General features: G+C 58.2%; 14 protein-coding genes. 4 read left to right on the forward strand and 10 right to left on the reverse strand.

What is annotated here, in order from left to right:
* Nucleotides 1–5: 5 nt before the first annotated feature.
* From kefC to MMW58_RS24675, 5 genes are all read right to left on the reverse strand, one after another.
* Nucleotides 6–1871, reverse strand: coding sequence for a glutathione-regulated potassium-efflux system protein KefC (kefC, locus tag MMW58_RS24655; RefSeq protein WP_241722293.1), 1866 nt, complete (start codon nt 1869–1871; stop codon nt 6–8).
* Complete coding sequence (gene kefF, locus MMW58_RS24660; protein WP_159237445.1) at nt 1864–2394, reverse strand: glutathione-regulated potassium-efflux system oxidoreductase KefF; 531 nt, start codon at nt 2392–2394, stop codon at nt 1864–1866. The genes kefC and kefF overlap by 8 nt, the downstream gene beginning before the upstream one ends.
* A gap of 97 nt (nt 2395–2491) precedes the next feature.
* Nucleotides 2492–3796: an MFS transporter gene (locus MMW58_RS24665; protein WP_133600688.1), complete on the reverse strand. Its 1305-nt coding sequence runs from the start codon at nt 3794–3796 to the stop codon at nt 2492–2494.
* Between the two features lie 94 nt (nt 3797–3890).
* A complete protein-coding gene (locus MMW58_RS24670; protein ID WP_241722294.1) occupies nt 3891–4841 on the reverse strand; it encodes a 2-hydroxyacid dehydrogenase in 951 nt (316 codons plus the stop codon).
* Between the two features lie 210 nt (nt 4842–5051).
* Complete coding sequence (locus tag MMW58_RS24675) at nt 5052–6044, reverse strand: LacI family DNA-binding transcriptional regulator (protein WP_045859976.1); 993 nt, start codon at nt 6042–6044, stop codon at nt 5052–5054.
* 288 nt (nt 6045–6332) lie between these two features.
* Between MMW58_RS24675 and idnO the strand changes: the two genes are divergently transcribed.
* The 3 genes from idnO to MMW58_RS24690 are packed head-to-tail and all read left to right on the forward strand — an operon-like array spanning nt 6333 to nt 8106.
* The gene (gene idnO, locus MMW58_RS24680) at nt 6333–7097 is read left to right on the forward strand and encodes a gluconate 5-dehydrogenase (protein ID WP_123710145.1); all 765 of its coding nucleotides are present in this window, start codon (nt 6333–6335) and stop codon (nt 7095–7097) included.
* Between the two features lie 14 nt (nt 7098–7111).
* Nucleotides 7112–7642, forward strand: a complete 531-nt coding sequence (locus MMW58_RS24685) for a gluconokinase (protein WP_133600691.1) — start codon at nt 7112–7114, stop codon at nt 7640–7642.
* Nucleotides 7639–8106, forward strand: coding sequence for a NanQ anomerase/TabA/YiaL family protein (locus tag MMW58_RS24690; protein WP_241722295.1), 468 nt, complete (start codon nt 7639–7641; stop codon nt 8104–8106). Before MMW58_RS24685 ends, MMW58_RS24690 begins: the two co-directional genes overlap by 4 nt.
* 54 nt (nt 8107–8160) lie before the next feature.
* On the opposite strand, the gene MMW58_RS24695 is transcribed toward MMW58_RS24690, so the two are convergent.
* The 5 genes from MMW58_RS24695 to MMW58_RS24715 form a co-directional block, all read right to left on the reverse strand.
* Nucleotides 8161–8394 (reverse strand): YgdI/YgdR family lipoprotein, encoded by a 234-nt coding sequence (locus MMW58_RS24695; RefSeq protein ID WP_041143999.1) that lies wholly within the window; start codon nt 8392–8394, stop codon nt 8161–8163.
* 167 nt (nt 8395–8561) lie between these two features.
* Entirely contained in the window at nt 8562–11786 is a 3225-nt protein-coding gene (carB, locus tag MMW58_RS24700; RefSeq protein WP_123710148.1) for a carbamoyl-phosphate synthase large subunit, read from the reverse strand.
* Nucleotides 11787–11802: 16 nt separating this feature from the next.
* Nucleotides 11803–12951, reverse strand: coding sequence for a glutamine-hydrolyzing carbamoyl-phosphate synthase small subunit (gene carA, locus MMW58_RS24705; RefSeq protein WP_128879095.1), 1149 nt, complete (start codon nt 12949–12951; stop codon nt 11803–11805).
* Between the two features lie 458 nt (nt 12952–13409).
* A complete protein-coding gene (gene dapB / locus MMW58_RS24710) occupies nt 13410–14231 on the reverse strand; it encodes a 4-hydroxy-tetrahydrodipicolinate reductase (protein ID WP_241722296.1) in 822 nt (273 codons plus the stop codon).
* A gap of 207 nt (nt 14232–14438) precedes the next feature.
* Complete coding sequence (locus tag MMW58_RS24715; RefSeq protein WP_133600803.1) at nt 14439–15473, reverse strand: LacI family DNA-binding transcriptional regulator; 1035 nt, start codon at nt 15471–15473, stop codon at nt 14439–14441.
* Nucleotides 15474–15662: 189 nt separating this feature from the next.
* Between MMW58_RS24715 and MMW58_RS24720 the strand changes: the two genes are divergently transcribed.
* Nucleotides 15663–17408 carry a class I mannose-6-phosphate isomerase gene (locus tag MMW58_RS24720; RefSeq protein WP_241722297.1) on the forward strand — a complete coding sequence of 582 codons (1746 nt, stop codon included), beginning with the start codon at nt 15663–15665 and terminating at the stop codon, nt 17406–17408.

The following is a 17408-nucleotide window of genomic DNA, read 5'->3' on the forward strand; positions in this document are numbered from 1 at the left end:
ATACCTTAAGCTGAAGGCTTATTCTCCGGCTCATCGGCGATATCACCCGTGTGCCTGCCCTCTTCCGTACCCTGCCAGCCGTGGCGCTGGACCAGCGACAGATGGGTGCGGTCTTCATTGATGATGCCGGTCAGCATATCGCTGGTGCGCTTAAAGACCGCCACGCGGGAAGCCGAATCGTTTTCCGCCATCTCCACCATCTCTTCCACCATTTTGATATTGAAGCGGCGGAACAGATCGGCGCGCTCGCGCGCCTCGTAGGCACCGAGGCCGAGGGCCTCCAGCGCCATGCGCCCGGATTTCAGCGCCGCCTCGAAGGTTTCACGTTCGGGCGCCTCGACCCCGGCCTGGCGCAGCTGAATATAGTGATCGATATCGCGGGCCCGCGAGATAATTTGCAGATGCGGGAAGTGCTCTTTCGCCAGCTCAACCAGCTGCAGGCTGGCCTGCGGATCGTCGATGGCGTTGATCAGCACTTCCGCTTTTGCCGCTCCCGCCGACTCCAGCAGATCGGCCCGCGTCGCGTCGCCGTAGAACACCTTCATATCAAATTTGCGCAGCGTCTCAACGTGGTCAGGATCGTGGTCGAGGATGACCATCTTCACGCCGCCGGAGAGCAGCACGCGGCCGGCAATCTGCCCGTAGCGGCCAAAGCCGGCGACAATCACCCGCGGCTGCTCCTCATCAATCTCATCGGCCTCGCGCGCCTGGCCGGAGGATGATTTTTCCAGCCGGGTCAGCAGCACCAGCAGAATCGGCGTCGCCGCCATCGACAGCGCCACCGCCAGGGTCAGCGCCCTGGCCCACTCGCTATCCAGCACCTCGGCCATTTGCGCGGCGCCGAACACCACGAAGGCAAACTCGCTCCCCTGCCCCAGCAGCACCGCAAACCAGCGGCGCTGGGCGCGCGGTACGCCGAGCGGTTTCGCAATCAGCCACAGCATGACGCCTTTAATAACCAGGAAACCGACCAGAAGAATCAAAATGCGCAGCGGATGACTCACCAGGGTACCAAAATCTACCGACATCCCGACGCCAATAAAGAACAGCCCCAGCAGCAGGCCTTTGAACGGTTCAATGTCGCTTTCCAGCGCATGACGGTACTCAGAGCTGGCCAGCAGCACCCCGGCCAGGAAGGCGCCCATCGCCATCGATAGCCCGACCTCCTCCAGCAGCAGCCCAAAACCAAAGACCAGGAACAGGGCTACGGCGCTGAACACCTCCCGCAGGCCGGAGCGGGCAACGAAGCGCAGCACCGGTCGGGTCAGGTAGCGACCCAGCACCACCACCAGCGCCAGCGCGCCCGCCACCTTCAGCGCCGACAGGGCGAACGCCCACAGCGTGGTTGAGCCGCCGCTGCTGGCGAGCAGCGGGATCATCGCCACCAGCGGGATGGCCGCGATATCCTGAAACAGCAGCACCGCAAAGGCGCTACGCCCCATTTGAGAAACCGTCAGGTTACGTTCATTCATGGCCTGCATCGCGATCGCCGTGGACGACAGCGCCAGCGTCATGCCGATAAGCTCCGCCACCTGCCAGCGCATTCCCAGCAGCATGCAGAACAGGCCAATCAGCGCCCCGCAGGCCACCATCTGCAGCGCCCCGCCGCCAAATACCGAGGCCCGCAGCTTCCACAGGCGCTGCGGATCAAGCTCGAGGCCGATAACGAACAGCATCAGCACCACGCCGATTTCGGCGAAGTGGAGGATCGTCTCGGCGTCGGTCACCAGCTTCAGGCCCCACGGGCCGATAATACAGCCGGCGATCAAATATCCCAGCACCGATCCGAGTCCAAGGCGGACGGCAATCGGTACGATAAGCGCGGCAGAGCCGAGATAGATCAGCGCCTGTATCAGCGTATGGCTATCCATTGTGCGCCTCCTGCCATTCGATTAAGCGTTGTCGATAGTGGCGCGCCTGCGCCTGGAGGGTTTCATCGTCGCAGATAAAAGTGCAGTGCATCGCAAACGGCGGCAGCCACTTCATCCCGCAATACAGGCCGGTGGCCTGCAGCGGCTGGGCCAGCACGTCAAAACCGGGGAAGGAGCCAATATCGAAGTGGCTTTCGCCGCCGCCGGTGGTGACCGCCCACATCAGCGATTTACCGTGCAGCGCGATGCCGTTGTGGCCGTAGGCCCAGCCGTGCGACAGCACCTTATCCATCCACAGCTTCAGCAGCGGCGGGACGCTGTACCACTGTAAGGGGTGCTGCCAGATAACCAGATCCGCGCGGGCCAGCGCCGCCTGTTCGGCGGCGACGTCGATATTAAAGTCGGGGTAAAGTTGATAAAGAGAGCGTATTTCTACGCCGTCCAGCGTCCCTGCCTGCTCAAGCATCCGCTTATTCGCATGCGAGTGATGCGGATAGGGATGGGCGTAAATTATCAGAATCATTGATTAGCCTGCGTTAACTCTTGTTGTAATCTGCAAGAGTGTAGTCAGTTAATCGAAGCGCTTACAATGATAACTGTGATTTATGTCGCCTTAGCTCTTACGCGTTCCGCGGCTGCTTGCCGACGCTGACCTCAGGCTCGCTGACGACAAGGTCGCAGCGTTTCGGCAGCAGGAAGGTCATGGTTCCGGCAATGAGTAACGATCCGGCAAGAGCGCAGACCGCCACGTTTTGCCCGTAGAAATAGATCATCACGCCCACCAGGTAGGGACCGCAGAAGCCGCCGAGATTCCCGAGGCCGTTAATCACCCCGCGCGCGCTGCCGGCCACTTCCGCTGAGGCAATCCGCCCCGGCATCGACCAGAACGGACTGGTGGCCGATTTCAGGAAGAAGCCGCAGATAACCAGCGCGATATAGGCGGCGACCACGTGGTCGCGCAGCACTACCGACGCCACCAGCGCAGCGGCAAAGCTGTAGAGCGAGAAGCGAACCCACAGCCGGCGCTTGCCGCTGCGATCGCTAAACAGTGAAATCACGTAGATCCCGGCGAGGGTGGCGACGAACGGCAGCACCGCCAGCAGGCCGACGCTGGCCATGTTGCCGCCGGTCAGCCCTTTAAGAATGGTCGGCAGCCACAGGGTGTAGCCGTAATCGCCGGTCTGGTAGAAGAAGTTGAGGATCACCAGCTTCATCAGCCCGGAATTGCGGAACACGTCTTTTACCGGCGCGTTGCTCACCGCATCTTCAGCAAGTTTTGCCGCCCGCTCGGCGGCGAGGGTGGTGACCAGATAGTCGCGCTCCTTCTCCGGCAGCCAGCGGGCCTCTTCCGGACGGTCGCTAATCATGAACCACCACACCGCCAGCACCACCAGCGACAGCAGCCCTTCGATAATAAACAGCCAGCGCCAGTCGAGCGCGGCAATAATGGCGCCGGAGACCGGAGCGGTCAGCATGCCGCCCAGCGGAGCAAACATCATGACAAAGGCGTTGGCCCGGCCCAGCTCTTTTTCCGGGAACCAGTTGCTGACCATCGTCAGGACCACCGGCAGCATCCCGCCCTCGGAAACGCCGAGAATAAAGCGCAGAACCAGCAGCTGATATTCGTGGGTCACAAAGCCGGTCGCCACCGACACGATCGCCCAGGCCACCAGCGACCAGGCAATAAAACGTTTTCCGCTGCCGTTAACCGCAATCCGCCCACCGGGTATTTGCAGGAATAAATAGCCAATAAAAAATATACCGCTGGCAACGCCGGCCATCTGGCTGGTAATACCTAAATCCTCTTCCATACCGCCGGGCAAAGCAAAACTAATATTAACCCGATCCATAAACGAAATAATACAGGCGATCAACACCGGCGTAATAATACGCAGCCAGCGGGTGCTGGGAATTTTATCATTCATATTTCGCACTCTCTATGCAGAGGTTATCGTTGTCATTTAAGAACCTGTCCCACCAGGTTCTTATTGGCGCTGGGTACAAAAATAAGAGCGCTAATTAATTAATAGCGTTAGGCAGCGGCTTGCCGGAAAAATAAGCGGCGACGTTAGCAAAAACCACATCGCTCATTTTCTGGCGGGTCTCATGGGTTGCGCTGGCCACGTGCGGTTGCAGGACCACGTTGTCGAGCGCAATCAGCTCGGCGGGAACCCGCGGTTCATCCTCAAAAACGTCGAGAGCGGCCCCGGCGATAACACCGTCCTGTAACGCCTGAATCAGCGCCTTTTCATCGACCAGCGATCCGCGGGCGATGTTGATAAGCCACGCCCGTTTCGGCATCACGTTAAAGACCGAGGCATCGATAATCCCGCGGTTGGCCTCACCGCCGGAGGCGGCGATCACCAAAAAGTCGCTTTCATGGGCCAGGGTATGCAGGTCGGCGCACCACTGATAATCGAGTCCGGCAACCTGCTTACGGTCGGTATAGAGCACCTGCATATCAAAACCGCGGGCGCGGCGGGCAATGGCCTGGCCAATATTGCCCATCCCCAGAATGCCGATACGCTTGCCGCTGACCTGAGTTGCCAGCGGCAGGCCGCCGTTCAGCCAGCGGCCTTCACGCACAAAACGGTCGCCCTGACAGAGCTGGCGCGAGCCGGCCAGCAGCAGCCCCATCGCCAGGTCGGCGACATCGTTGGTCAGCACGCCGGAGGTAATGGAGACGGCAATCTGCCGGGAGCGGACGTACTCTAAATCCACCGCGTCGGTGCCGACGCCGAAGATAGCAATCAGGCCAGCGTGCGGCAGCAGCTCAAGCACCCCGTTCTGCACGCCGACGTCCCCGCGGGTCACCACAGCCGCCACGTTCTCCCCCTGCTCGCGCAAAAAGGCGATCGGATCGTCCTGCTCGTACAGGCGCAGCAGCGGGAATTCGGCGGCCAGCTGTGCCTGTAAGGTCTCAATAACGGGGGCGACTAAAAGGACGGATCGGGTAATAGCACTATTCATCGGATCACCTGTTTGAAGTTTCATAACGACTGTAGCCACTATCAAACGGGTTTTTGTCGCAGCGTTTTGCGATCTGCATCACGCTGAATCGTGTTAAAAATAGCTGTTACACCGTCCGTGATCGATAAGACAAAACCCGCGGATTGCGGGCCTGGGGCGGATCGTACGTTAACTTTCTGCTAACACGGCGCCATCGCCACGCCGCAGGCGCTATATGGTCTCCCCCATCGACAGGCGATAGTGCAGATCGACCTTCTCAATGGTCGGCAGCCCTTTGATTTTTTTGATTAATATTTCGGTTGCTACCTTGCCCATTTCAAAGCGCGGCGTCAGGACGCTCGCCAGACGCGGGGAGATAATCTGGCCGATTTCCAGGCCATGAAAACCGGCTATCGCCAGCTCTTCCGGCACGTTGATACCTGATGCCAGGCACTCCTGTAACACGCCAACCGCCAGATCGTCATTGGTGCACAGAATACCGTCCATGCGGGCATACATCTGACGCGCCAGGGTCATCATCCCGGTACCGATCGATACCGACGACACCTTGTTCGGCGCGATGCGTCCCACCGTCAGCCCGGCATTTTCCATCGCCTGGCAGTAGCCGGCGTAGCGCTGCTCGTCGCGCACGTCGGACATCGCGCCAAAATAGACGATCTGCCGTTTACCGCTCGCCAGCAGCATATTGGTCATATCGAAACCGGCCTTGAAGTTGTCAAAGCCCACGTTGATACGCCCCGGGTTGTCCGTCAGGCCCATCACTTCCGCAACGGGAATTTTCGCCGCATTGAGGTACTTATCGGCCCGCAGGGTGTGAGCCGATTCGGTCAGCAGCAGGCCCTTGACGTTAAAGGCCAGCACGGCGGCTATCTGCTCCTCTTCGCGCTGGCGGTCATAATCATAGTTCACCACCAGCGTCTGATAGCCGTGCGCGGCGGTAACCGATTCAATACCGGCCAGCAGGTCGGCAAAGATTTGGTTATGAAAGGAGGGGATCAGTACGCCAATGCGCGGCACGACGACGCCGATCATCGCCGGGTTGTCGGGGTCGGGCTCGTAGCCAATTTCCGCAATCACGCTGGCGATGCGCTCTGCCGTCTCCGGTTTAACTTTATCCGGCGTACGTAAATAGCGGCTGACGGTCATTTTGGTTACGCCAGCCAGCGCTGCAATATCATTGAGCGTTATGCGTTGTGCTTTCATCTACCTGCCCGTCAAATACGTCCACTGCATCAGGTTATTATGCCTGCCGATGAACAAAAAGAGAATCGAACCTCACTCTCGTTAACCCTTTGAGTAACGGTAATTTACACCCGGCTTCACGTTTAATGTAACCCCTTTTCGTAACACCGTTTTGAGTGATCTCGATCACGGTTTTACCCGGCAAAAATCCGTGAGATAGAGCACAGGTTCTTCCGCTTTACCTTTTCGTGAATCAGGAATAAAAGCGCACACCGTCATTTATATTCAGCCGTTAATCAGGATATCAAGATGAAAGATCTTTTCAGCTTACAGGGCAAACGAATTTTAATTACTGGCGCCGGGCAAGGTATTGGTTTTGTCATGGCCCAGGGCCTTGCACAATATGGCGCAGAAATTATTATCAACGATATTTCTGCCCCCCGTGCAGATGATGCGGTCATGAAATTACGTGATGAAGGCGCCATCGCTCATGCGGCGGTATTTAATGTTACCGATGCTGATTCCGTCGAGCAGGCGATTGGTAAAATCGAAGAGGAAATTGGCGCTATCGACGTGTTATTTAATAATGCGGGCATTCAGCGGCGCCATCCGTTTACCGAATTTCCGCTGCAGGAATGGAACGATGTTATTTCCGTGAACCAAACCGCGGTATTTCTCGTCTCCCAGGCGGTGGCTAAGCGGATGGTCGCTCGCCAGCGCGGGAAAATCGTCAATATCTGCTCAATGCAGAGCGAGCTTGGCCGCGACACCATCACGCCGTACGCCGCCGCCAAAGGTGCGGTAAAAATGCTGACCCGCGGCATGTGCGTCGAACTGGCGCGCTATAACGTCCAGGTCAACGGCATCGCGCCGGGCTACTTTAAAACCGCCATGACCCAGGCGCTGGTTGATGATAAAGCCTTCACCGACTGGCTGTGCAAGCGCACGCCGGCCGCCCGCTGGGGCGATCCGCAGGAGCTGGTTGGCGCCGCGGTGTTCCTGTCCTCTAAAGCCTCTGATTTCGTCAACGGCCATCTGCTGTTCGTCGACGGCGGTATGCTGGTTGCAGTCTAAATAAGGAGCGCATTATGGCAGGGCAATGCATTATTTTGATGGGTGTCTCAGGCACCGGAAAGACCACCGTCGGCCAGGCGTTAGCCCAGGCGCTCGGCGCAAAATTTATCGACGGAGACGATCTTCACCCGCGGCAGAACATCGTCAAAATGGCCGCCAGCCAGCCGCTCAATGACGAAGACCGGGGGCCGTGGCTGGAGCGGATCGCGGACGTGATTTTTAGCCTTGAGCAGAAGAATGAGTCGGGCGTGCTGGTGTGCTCGGCGCTGAAGAAGCGCTACCGCGATCGGCTGCGCGAAGGCAGCGGCAACCTGCGCTTTCTGTGGCTGACCGGCGAGTACGAATGCATTCTGCAGCGGATGCAGCAGCGTAAGGGGCACTTTATGCCGGAGGCGCTGCTGCGCAGCCAGTTTGCCGCCCTGGAGGCACCGGACGCCAGCGAGCGCGATATTTTAGCCGTTGATATTGCCCCCGACGTCGCCAGCATCGTGGCGCAGTCGTTAAATTTACTTGAGCCTCAATCACTACAGGGAATGCCGGCATGATTATTGATACCTTAGCCGCCGCGGCCAAAAATACGTTCTATCCGTCGGTTATTCGTCAGGCGCTGCAGGCCGTCGCCCAGCAGGACCCGCACTCCCTGCCGCCGGGAAAATATACGGTCGATGGCGATAACCTGTTTTTCACCGTCGTCGAAGGCCAGACGCGCCCGCTGGCGGAACAGCGCCCGGAATACCATCGTCAGTACATCGATATTCATATCGTGCTGGCAGGCATTGAGATTATTGGGGCGGGAAATAAAGGGCTGACCATCACCGCGGACGGGCCGTTTAAGGACGCCCATGATATTGGCTTTTGCACAGAAATTAGCAGCGAAACGCTGATTCACTTACATCCTGAGGAGCTGGCGATTCTGTTTCCCGGCGAGCTTCATCGGCCGATGGGCGCCAAGGATGCCGGCGCGCCGCTGCGTAAAATTATCGTCAAAATAGACCACGCCCTGCTGTAAAACCGGTAACGATAACCGGCCCCGCATTCACCCTCGCGGGGCCCTGGATAACGATTAGTTATCCAGCTCGTCCATCGATTTCACCTGATCGCGATTGATCTGCTCGGTGCGGCCGGTTGCGGCATTTTTGTACGAGACCATGCCGGTATCGCTATCCACCTGCGGCTTGCCGTCGGTGACGATGGTTCTGCCATCGGTGGTTTTCAGCGACTGATTTGATGAGCACCCCGCCACAAACAACACCGCCGTCGCTGCCAGCGCGGATGCCACCAGAATTTTGTTCCGCATTGTATCCTCCTGTTTTTCCGTCAATGAGTATTGTTATCGTGCTAATTATAGTTAGCCCGAGCCGGGAGGAAGTTAAAAGCAGAACTCTCCGAAGATGGCCGACATAAAAAAACGGGCCGACGATAACGTCAGCCCGTTTGGTTCGCAGCCGGCAGCGCCGGCACGGCTTATTTTTTGATTTGTGCGTGCATTTCCTGAACCGAGGTCACCTTCTCCATGGCGTTGGCGTTCAGCGCCATCGCCGTGGCGAAGCCGCCGTTCAGGGTGGTATCGTAATGCACCTTGTACTGCAGGGCGCTGCGGCGAATCAGCTTGGAGTCTTCAATCGCCTGGCGGCCTTCGGTGGTGTTGATGATGTAGGTGTATTCGCCATTCTTGATGCGGTCCTGAATATGCGGACGACCTTCATGCACCTTGTTCACCAGACGCGGGTTGATCCCGGCTTCACCGAGGACAATCGCGGTCCCGTGGGTAGCATCCAGTTCGAAACCAAACTTCAGCAGCTTAGCCGCGAGGTCCACCACGCGCTCTTTGTCGCCTTCACGAACGGAGAGCAGCGCCCGGCCCTGTTTTTTCATCGTCGAGCTGCTGCCCAGCTGCGCCTTGGCGAACGCTTCCGCAAAGGTGCGGCCGACGCCCATCACTTCCCCGGTAGAGCGCATTTCTGGCCCTAACAGCGGGTCAACGCCCGGGAACTTGTTGAACGGCAGCACCACCTCTTTTACCGAGTAATACGGCGGGATAATCTCTTTGGTCACGCCCTGCTGCGCCAGCGTTTGGCCGGCCATTACGCGTGCCGCCACTTTCGCCAGTGGAACGCCGGTGGCCTTGGAGACAAAGGGCACGGTACGCGCCGCGCGCGGGTTCACTTCAATCAGATACACTTCGTTGTTTTTGACCGCGAACTGGACGTTCATCAGGCCGCGTACCTGCAGCTCGAAGGCCAGCTTCTGCACCTGCTCGCGCATCACGTTCTGGATGTCCTGGCTTAGGGTGTAGGCCGGCAGCGAGCATGCGGAGTCGCCGGAGTGAACGCCGGCCTGCTCGATGTGCTCCATAATGCCGCCAATCAGCACCATCTCGCCGTCGCAGATAGCGTCAACGTCGACTTCTACCGCATCGTCAAGGAAACGGTCCAGCAGCACCGGCGCATCGTTAGAGACGCTTACCGCGGTCTGGAAGTAGCGACGCAGGTCGACTTCGTCGTAAACGATTTCCATCGCCCGACCGCCAAGAACGTAGGACGGACGCACCACCAGCGGGTAGCCAATCTCTTTGGCCTTCTCAACGGCCATCTCAATCGCGGTCACGGTGGCGTTCGCCGGCTGCTTCAGCTTCAGACGGTCAACCGCCTGCTGGAAACGCTCGCGGTCTTCCGCACGGTCAATCGCGTCCGGGCTGGTGCCGATAACCGGTACGCCGGCCGCTTCCAGCGCGCGCGCCAGCTTCAGCGGAGTCTGGCCGCCGTACTGGACGATAACGCCCTTCGGCTTCTCGATACGCACGATTTCCAGCACGTCTTCGAGGGTCACCGGCTCAAAGTACAGGCGGTCAGAGGTGTCGTAGTCGGTGGACACGGTTTCCGGGTTACAGTTAACCATAATGGTTTCGTAACCATCTTCGCGCAGCGCCAGCGAGGCGTGCACGCAGCAGTAATCGAATTCGATACCCTGGCCGATACGGTTCGGGCCGCCGCCAAGCACCATAATTTTATCGCGGTCAACCGACGGGTTCGCTTCACACTCGTCTTCATAGGTGGAGTACATGTAGGCGGTATCCGTTGCGAACTCCGCCGCACAGGTATCCACGCGCTTGTAGACCGGGTGCAGGTTGTACTGGTCGCGCAGCTTGCGGATTTCCGCTTCGCGCACGCCCGCCAGCTTAGCCAGACGCGCGTCGGCAAAGCCTTTACGCTTAAGCATCCGCAGGAAGTCAGCGTCAAGGCCGTTGATGCCGGCCTCCTCCACTTTCTCTTCCAGGCGCACCAGCTCTTCAATCTGCACCAGGAACCAGCGATCGATGTTGGTCAGGTTGAAGACGCCGTCAACGGACAGGCCCGCGCGGAAGGCGTCGGCGATGTACCAGATACGCTCGGCGCCGGCGTCTTTCAGCTCGCGGCGAATTTTGGTCAGCGCTTCCGGGTCGTCGAGGCTCACTTTAGGGTCAAAACCGGTTGCGCCCACTTCCAGGCCGCGCAGCGCTTTCTGCAGCGACTCCTGCTGGGTGCGGCCAATCGCCATCACTTCGCCGACCGATTTCATCTGCGTGGTCAGGCGGTCGTTAGCGCCGACGAACTTCTCGAAGTTGAAGCGCGGGATCTTGGTGACGACGTAGTCGATAGAGGGTTCGAACGATGCCGGGGTACGGCCGCCGGTAATGTCGTTCATCAGCTCGTCAAGGGTGTAGCCCACCGCCAGCTTCGCCGCCACTTTGGCAATCGGGAAGCCGGTCGCTTTCGAAGCCAGCGCCGAAGAGCGTGATACGCGCGGGTTCATTTCGATAACAATCAGGCGACCGTCTTTCGGGTTCACCGAGAACTGGACGTTGGAACCGCCGGTTTCAACGCCGATTTCGCGCAGCACCGCCATCGAGGCGTTACGCATCACCTGGTACTCTTTATCGGTCAGGGTCTGCGCCGGGGCCACGGTGATGGAGTCGCCGGTATGGATGCCCATCGCGTCGAAGTTTTCGATGGAGCAGACGATGATGCAGTTATCGTTCTTATCGCGTACAACTTCCATCTCGTACTCTTTCCAGCCGATCAGCGATTCATCGATCAGCAGTTCGTTGGTCGGAGAGAGATCGAGGCCGCGGGTACAAATTTCTTCAAACTCTTCGCGGTTATAGGCGATACCGCCGCCGGTTCCGCCCATGGTGAAGGAGGGACGGATGATGCACGGATAGCCCACGTCAGCGGCAACCGCCAGCGCTTCTTCCATGGTGTGCGCGATACCGGAACGTGCGGTGTCGAGGCCAATTTTCTTCATCGCCACGTCGAAGCGACGACGGTCTTCCGCTTTATCAATCGCATCGGCGGTGGCGCCAATCATGGTCACGCCGAATTCGGCCAGCACGCCCTGACGTTCCAGCTCCAGCGCGCAGTTCAGCGCGGTCTGGCCGCCCATGGTCGGTAGCACGGCGTCCGGACGCTCTTTTTCGATGATTTTGCGTACCACTTCCCAGTGGATCGGCTCAATATAGGTGGCATCGGCCATTTCCGGGTCGGTCATGATGGTGGCCGGGTTAGAGTTCACCAGAATGACGCGGTAACCCTCTTCGCGCAGGGCTTTACAGGCCTGGGCGCCAGAGTAGTCAAATTCACAAGCCTGGCCGATAACGATCGGGCCAGCGCCAAGAATCAGGATGCTTTTTATGTCTGTACGTTTTGGCATGGCTTTTTTCTCCTGATTATTTCGCGGACTGGCGGTACTGCTCAATTAACTCGATGAAATGGTCGAACAACGGCGCGGCATCGTGCGGGCCTGGGCTCGCCTCCGGGTGTCCCTGGAAGCTGAAGGCCGGCTTATCGGTGCGGTGAATGCCCTGCAGCGTACCGTCGAACAGGGACTTGTGGGTCACCCGCAGGTTAGCCGGCATGGAGGCTTCGTCTACCGCAAAACCGTGGTTCTGCGCGGTAATCATCACCACGTTATTATCAAGATCTTTAACCGGGTGGTTGCCGCCGTGGTGGCCGAACTTCATCTTAACGGTCTTCGCTCCGCTCGCCAGCGCCAGCAGCTGATGGCCAAGGCAGATGCCGAATACCGGAATATCGGTGGTGAGGAATTGCTCAATGGCCTCAATCGCATAGTCGCACGGCGCCGGGTCACCTGGGCCGTTGGAGAGGAAGATGCCGTCCGGATTCATTTTCAGAACCTCTTCTGCAGAGGTTTTTGCCGGCACGACCGTCAGGCGGCAGCCGCGATCCACCAGCATGCGCAGGATGTTGCGCTTAGCGCCGAAATCGTAGGCCACCACGTGGAACGGCAGCTCGCTTTCCGCCTTCGCTTCCGGCAGGTCGCCCTCCAGAGTCCAGCTCCCCTGCGTCCAGCCGTAGGTTTCTGAGGTGGTGACTTCCTTCGCCAGGTCCATCCCGTTGAGGCCCGGGAATGCTTTTGCCTTTTCCAGCGCCAGCTGCGCGTCGAGGCTATCGCCAACGATGATGCAGCCGTTCTGCGCGCCTTTTTCACGCAGCAGGCGGGTCAGCTTACGGGTATCGATATCGGCAATCGCCACGATGTTATGGCGCTTGAGGTAAGAAGAGAGGTCTTCGGTATTACGGAAGTTGCTGGCAATCAGCGGCAGGTCGCGAATAACCAGACCCTGAGCATGCACCTGGGAAGACTCTTCGTCGGCGGCGTTGGTGCCGACATTACCGATATGGGGATAAGTAAGGGTGACAATTTGGCGAGAATAGGAAGGATCAGTGAGGATTTCTTGATAACCGGTCATTGAAGTATTGAAAACGACTTCCCCAACCGCCGTGCCCGTTGCCCCGATGGCCCGACCGTGAAACTGGGTTCCGTCTTCCAGAACCAATAGCGCTGACTTAATCAAAACACCCTCCAGAGAATATTCACTCACTTTATTTGCATATTAATGCATTCGCGTAGCATGAATCAATGCAAATTTGCTTACCTATGGATTTCTGGCAAACGGCGGCATTCTGGAGAGATGTCGGGGAAAAGTCAACTTAAAGCGCATATTTTTAATATCATTTTGCGCCACTGGCCTATCAGCGCTGCTTTAACAGCTAAAAAGATCAACAAAGTAGCGTTAGAAAACGCTTGCGCAGCGTCGGGATTGTAAAACATGGCTTATTAATATGAAAAAGTAGACCAAATGGTCAAAATTTACATAAAAATAACAGTAACAGGGATGATAAGCGTCGATTATAGCGATCTTAATTAAAAACAGATAAAAAAAGGCTGAAAATAAAAAGGGCAATAAAATATTGCCCCCTGCAATCAATTACTTATTGAATGCCATAACCACATCACGATGGGTAATAAACCTTATAAAGAGTTCAGTTCAAGGACGTCACGCATATCAAAGAGGCCGCTTTTCTTGCCTTTCAGCCATAATGCCGAGCGAACCGCGCCGTTGGCAAAGGTCATCCGGCTTGATGCCTTATGACTGATCTCAATACGTTCGCCAATATCGGCGAACATCGCCGTATGTTCGCCGACGATATCCCCCGCGCGCACCGTGGCAAAGCCGATCGTTCCCGGAACGCGTTCGCCGGTGTAGCCTTCGCGACTGTAGACCGCGCAATCTTTCAGATCTTTGTTCAGCGCACCGGCAATCGCCTCGCCCATCGCCAGCGCAGTCCCCGACGGGGCATCCACTTTATGCCGATGGTGCGCTTCGATAATTTCAATATCAGTGTAGTCACCCATCACCTGCGCCGCCTTTTCCAGCAGCTTGAGCATGACGTTGACGCCGACGCTGAAGTTGGCCGCGAAGACGATAGCAATCTCCTGCGCCGCATCGCGAATGGCCTGTTTCCCCGCGTCATCAAAACCGGTGGTGCCGATCACCATCCCTTTACCGTGCTCGCGGCAGAATGCTAGGTGGGTCAGCGTCCCTTCCGGGCGGGTGAAATCGATCAGCACATCAAAATCATCTTTGACCGCCGTCAGGCTGCTTTGCACCGTGACGCCCATGTTGCCTGCGCCCGCCAGTTCGCCGGCGTCGCTGCCGATCAGGGAGGAGCCGTCGCGCTCCAGCGCCGCGCCAAGCGCCACGCCGTCCATCTGCTGTACCGCCTGGATTAACTGGCGTCCCATCCGGCCGCCCGCGCCGGCGATGGCCACGCGGATTTGTGCATCATGCATAGCTATTCTCTTTTGTTAACTTTACGTAAATTGTTTTCAGAGTAACCAGCCCATCGATGGGCCGCTACTCAAAAACGCCGATAATTAGAAATTTATGACAAACCGCGGTCGATATCAGTAAAAACTATATATTTGTCATCGCCCAATGCAGCGATATCGTCTGGCGAAAGCGCCGTTCCCCCAGCAGATAGCGCGCGAAACACGCCGCTAACGGCCTGATATCGCTGATTCTTCCCGGCGAAATCCGCATGATTCACGGATGACCAGCGCCGGCGGCAGGATTATCCGTTTCGGCGGCTCATCGTTACCCTGAATACGGCTATACAGCAGCTCCCCCGCTTTACGGCCGATCTCTTTCGCCGCCACCGATACGGTGGTCAGCGCCGGCTGGACCAGCGCCGCTTCGGTAATATCATCGAAGCCCACCAGCGCAAAATCCCGCCCCGGCTCTCGGCCCGTTTTGCGCAGCGCCTGCATCACTCCCAGCGCCACGATATCCTGATAGCAGACCGCCGCAGTAATCTCCGGATAGCGGGACAGCAGATCCTCCGCCACCTTTGCACCGTCAATCTGGCTGGCCTGCGCGGTAACAATCCACTGCGGATTGGGCGAGATCCCGCTTTCCAGCAGCGTGCTGGTAAAGCCGCCGATACGCTGCGCCCGGGTGCCTGAGCTCGGGCTGCCGCCGATAAAGGCAATATTCTGATGGCCCATTTTCAGCAAATGCCGCGTCGCCATCTGGGTACCGAGGAAGTTGTCGGTGCCGACGAAATCAAAATCCGGATCGCTGAGCGGGCGAACCACCATAATGGCCGGAATATTGCGCCGCTTCAGGGCTTCAAAAAATGAGGCCGGCGTCTCCCGCGCGGCGCACAGCACCATGCCACAGGCATTGTTGCGCATCAGCGAGTCGACAAATTTTTGCTGGCGTTCGCCGGACTCTTCGCTGTTAGCCAGAAACAGCAGCAGATCGTGCCGCTCCATCTCATGGCTCAGCCCCGCCGTCATCTCGCCGTAAAAGGGGTTGGTAATATCGTGCAACAGCAGCCCGACCTGATTGCTGCTGCGGTTGCGCAGATTGGCGGCGGTCTGGTTGTAGACATAGCCCGCGTCATCCAGCGCCTTGAGTACCCTTTCGCGCGTGGCCTGCGAAATCCGCCCCCGGTTACGCAGCACCATCGAGACGGTTGCCGTTGATACCCCTGCTCTCTCTGCCACCTGCGCCAGCGTCACTGTCGTCATCATCCCTCCCGTTTATTCGCCTCAGGTTAATCGAATAACCTAAATTTTGGTTTTTTCCCTGTGACTGCCTTCACATTAAAGGCCATTCCACCCCCTGACTTGTCGATTATGGCGGGTTAATCGCGTTAACCACGCTGTCAAAACAAGGTTAATCGATTAATCTTCATTTAGCCAATATGGAGAATGAAAATGCACACCACCTATAACAAATACCCTGAGGTTGCGGTTCGGGGCTATGACGACCACGCCTGCCGGGGCTGGGAGTCCATCCGTACCGCGCTTAGCGCCAGAGCCTCGACGGCCGCGAAAACCGTGCTGGTTATCGACTGCTATCCGGGCGTGCGGCTGGAAGAGCTGGAACAGCATCTGCTGCCGGCGCTCGGCGCCGCGCTGACCCTTAACGTCGAATCCGCCCGCCGCGACGAGCAGGCCATCCACACTCTGCTGGCGCGCAATCTTACCGACGACCGCGTGTTTGGCGTGCTCTCCTGCCACCATCTTGAGGAGTTTTTTGATCCCAATAAGCTGGAGCAGCTGCGCCAGCAGGTTACCGCCGAAGCCGAGGGCGTGGTGGTCATCTACGGGCCCGGCGCGGCGCTGGTTCATCCCGGCGATCTGCTGGTGTACGCCGACATGCCGCGCTGGGAGATCCAGCAGCGCATGCGCCACAGCGGGCTGGGGAACTGGGGCGCGGATAACCAGGATGAAGATATCCTCCGCCGCTACAAGCGCGCCTTTTTCATTGAGTGGCGCGTCTTCGATCGCCATAAGGTGCCGCTGCTCAAGCGCGCCGATTTTTTACTCGATACCACGGTAAAAGAGGCTCCGGCCCTGGTCAGCGGCGAAGCGCTGCGCGCCGGGCTGCAGCAGACCACCGCTCAACCGTTCCGCGTCGCCCCCTTCTTCGATCCCGGCGTCTGGGGCGGGCAGTGGATGAAGCAACGATTCGATCTCGATCCTACGGCCGCCAACTACGCGTGGTGTTTTGATTGCGTGCCCGAGGAAAACAGCCTGTTACTGCGTTTTGGTGACGTACGGATCGAGATCCCCTCTCAGGACCTGGTGCTGCTGCACCCCCGCGCGCTGCTGGGTGAAAAAGTCCACGCCCGCTTCGGCGCCGAGTTCCCGATCCGTTTCGATTTTCTCGACACTATCGGCGGGCAAAACCTGAGTTTCCAGGTTCATCCGGTAACCGAATATATCCAGCAGCAGTTTGGCATGCACTACACCCAGGATGAGAGCTACTACATCCTTGAGGCAGAACCGGAAGCCGTCGTCTACCTGGGGACGAAAACGGGGATCGAACCGCAGGAGATGCTCGCCGATCTGCAGGCCGCCGGCCGCGGCGAGAAGGCCTTTGACGATCGGCGCTTCGTTAACCAAATCCCGGCGCGTAAGCACGATCACTTTCTTATCCCTGCCGGTACGGTGCACTGCTCGGGAAGCGGCACAATGGTGCTCGAAATCAGCGCGACGCCGTATATTTTCACCTTCAAGCTCTGGGACTGGGGGCGTTTAGGTTTAGACGGATTGCCTCGCCCGGTGCATCTGCAGCACGGCGAACGGGTCATTGACTGGCAGCGCGATACGCAGTGGGTCAACGACAACCTGGTTAACCGCATTGAGCCCCTTGCCGAAGGTGAAGGCTGGCGGGAGGAGCGCACGGGCATGCACGAGCGCGAGTTTATCGAAACCCGCCGCCACTGGTTCAGCGCGCCGGTCACGCACCATACCCACGGCGGGGTTAACGTTCTGAACCTGGTAGAGGGCGCGGAAGCCGTGGTCGACAGCCCGAGCGGCGCCTTTGCCCCCTTCACCGTGCACTACGCCGAGACCTTTATCATTCCGGCCGCCGTCGGGGAGTACCGTATTTCGCCGGCGGGTCAAGGCAGCGGACAGCAGCTGGCCACCATCAAAGCCTGGGTAAGAGGATAA

This window comes from Klebsiella sp. HC6 (assembly GCF_022605325.1).
In the GTDB taxonomy this organism is placed as follows: domain Bacteria; phylum Pseudomonadota; class Gammaproteobacteria; order Enterobacterales; family Enterobacteriaceae; genus Klebsiella; species Klebsiella terrigena.

Coding starts and splice junctions, on each gene's coding strand:
- MMW58_RS24675 (WP_045859976.1), bottom strand. CDS start 6,044: ATGAAAGCACAACGCATAACGCTCAATGATATTGCAGCGCTGGCTGGC.
- kefF (WP_159237445.1), bottom strand. CDS start 2,394: ATGATTCTGATAATTTACGCCCATCCCTATCCGCATCACTCGCATGCG.
- MMW58_RS24690 (WP_241722295.1), top strand. CDS start 7,639: ATGATTATTGATACCTTAGCCGCCGCGGCCAAAAATACGTTCTATCCG.
- carB (WP_123710148.1), bottom strand. CDS start 11,786: ATGCCAAAACGTACAGACATAAAAAGCATCCTGATTCTTGGCGCTGGC.
- MMW58_RS24670 (WP_241722294.1), bottom strand. CDS start 4,841: ATGAATAGTGCTATTACCCGATCCGTCCTTTTAGTCGCCCCCGTTATT.
- kefC (WP_241722293.1), bottom strand. CDS start 1,871: ATGGATAGCCATACGCTGATACAGGCGCTGATCTATCTCGGCTCTGCC.
- MMW58_RS24720 (WP_241722297.1), top strand. CDS start 15,663: ATGCACACCACCTATAACAAATACCCTGAGGTTGCGGTTCGGGGCTAT.
- dapB (WP_241722296.1), bottom strand. CDS start 14,231: ATGCATGATGCACAAATCCGCGTGGCCATCGCCGGCGCGGGCGGCCGG.
- MMW58_RS24685 (WP_133600691.1), top strand. CDS start 7,112: ATGGCAGGGCAATGCATTATTTTGATGGGTGTCTCAGGCACCGGAAAG.
- MMW58_RS24665 (WP_133600688.1), bottom strand. CDS start 3,796: ATGAATGATAAAATTCCCAGCACCCGCTGGCTGCGTATTATTACGCCG.
- idnO (WP_123710145.1), top strand. CDS start 6,333: ATGAAAGATCTTTTCAGCTTACAGGGCAAACGAATTTTAATTACTGGC.
- MMW58_RS24715 (WP_133600803.1), bottom strand. CDS start 15,473: ATGACGACAGTGACGCTGGCGCAGGTGGCAGAGAGAGCAGGGGTATCA.
- MMW58_RS24695 (WP_041143999.1), bottom strand. CDS start 8,394: ATGCGGAACAAAATTCTGGTGGCATCCGCGCTGGCAGCGACGGCGGTG.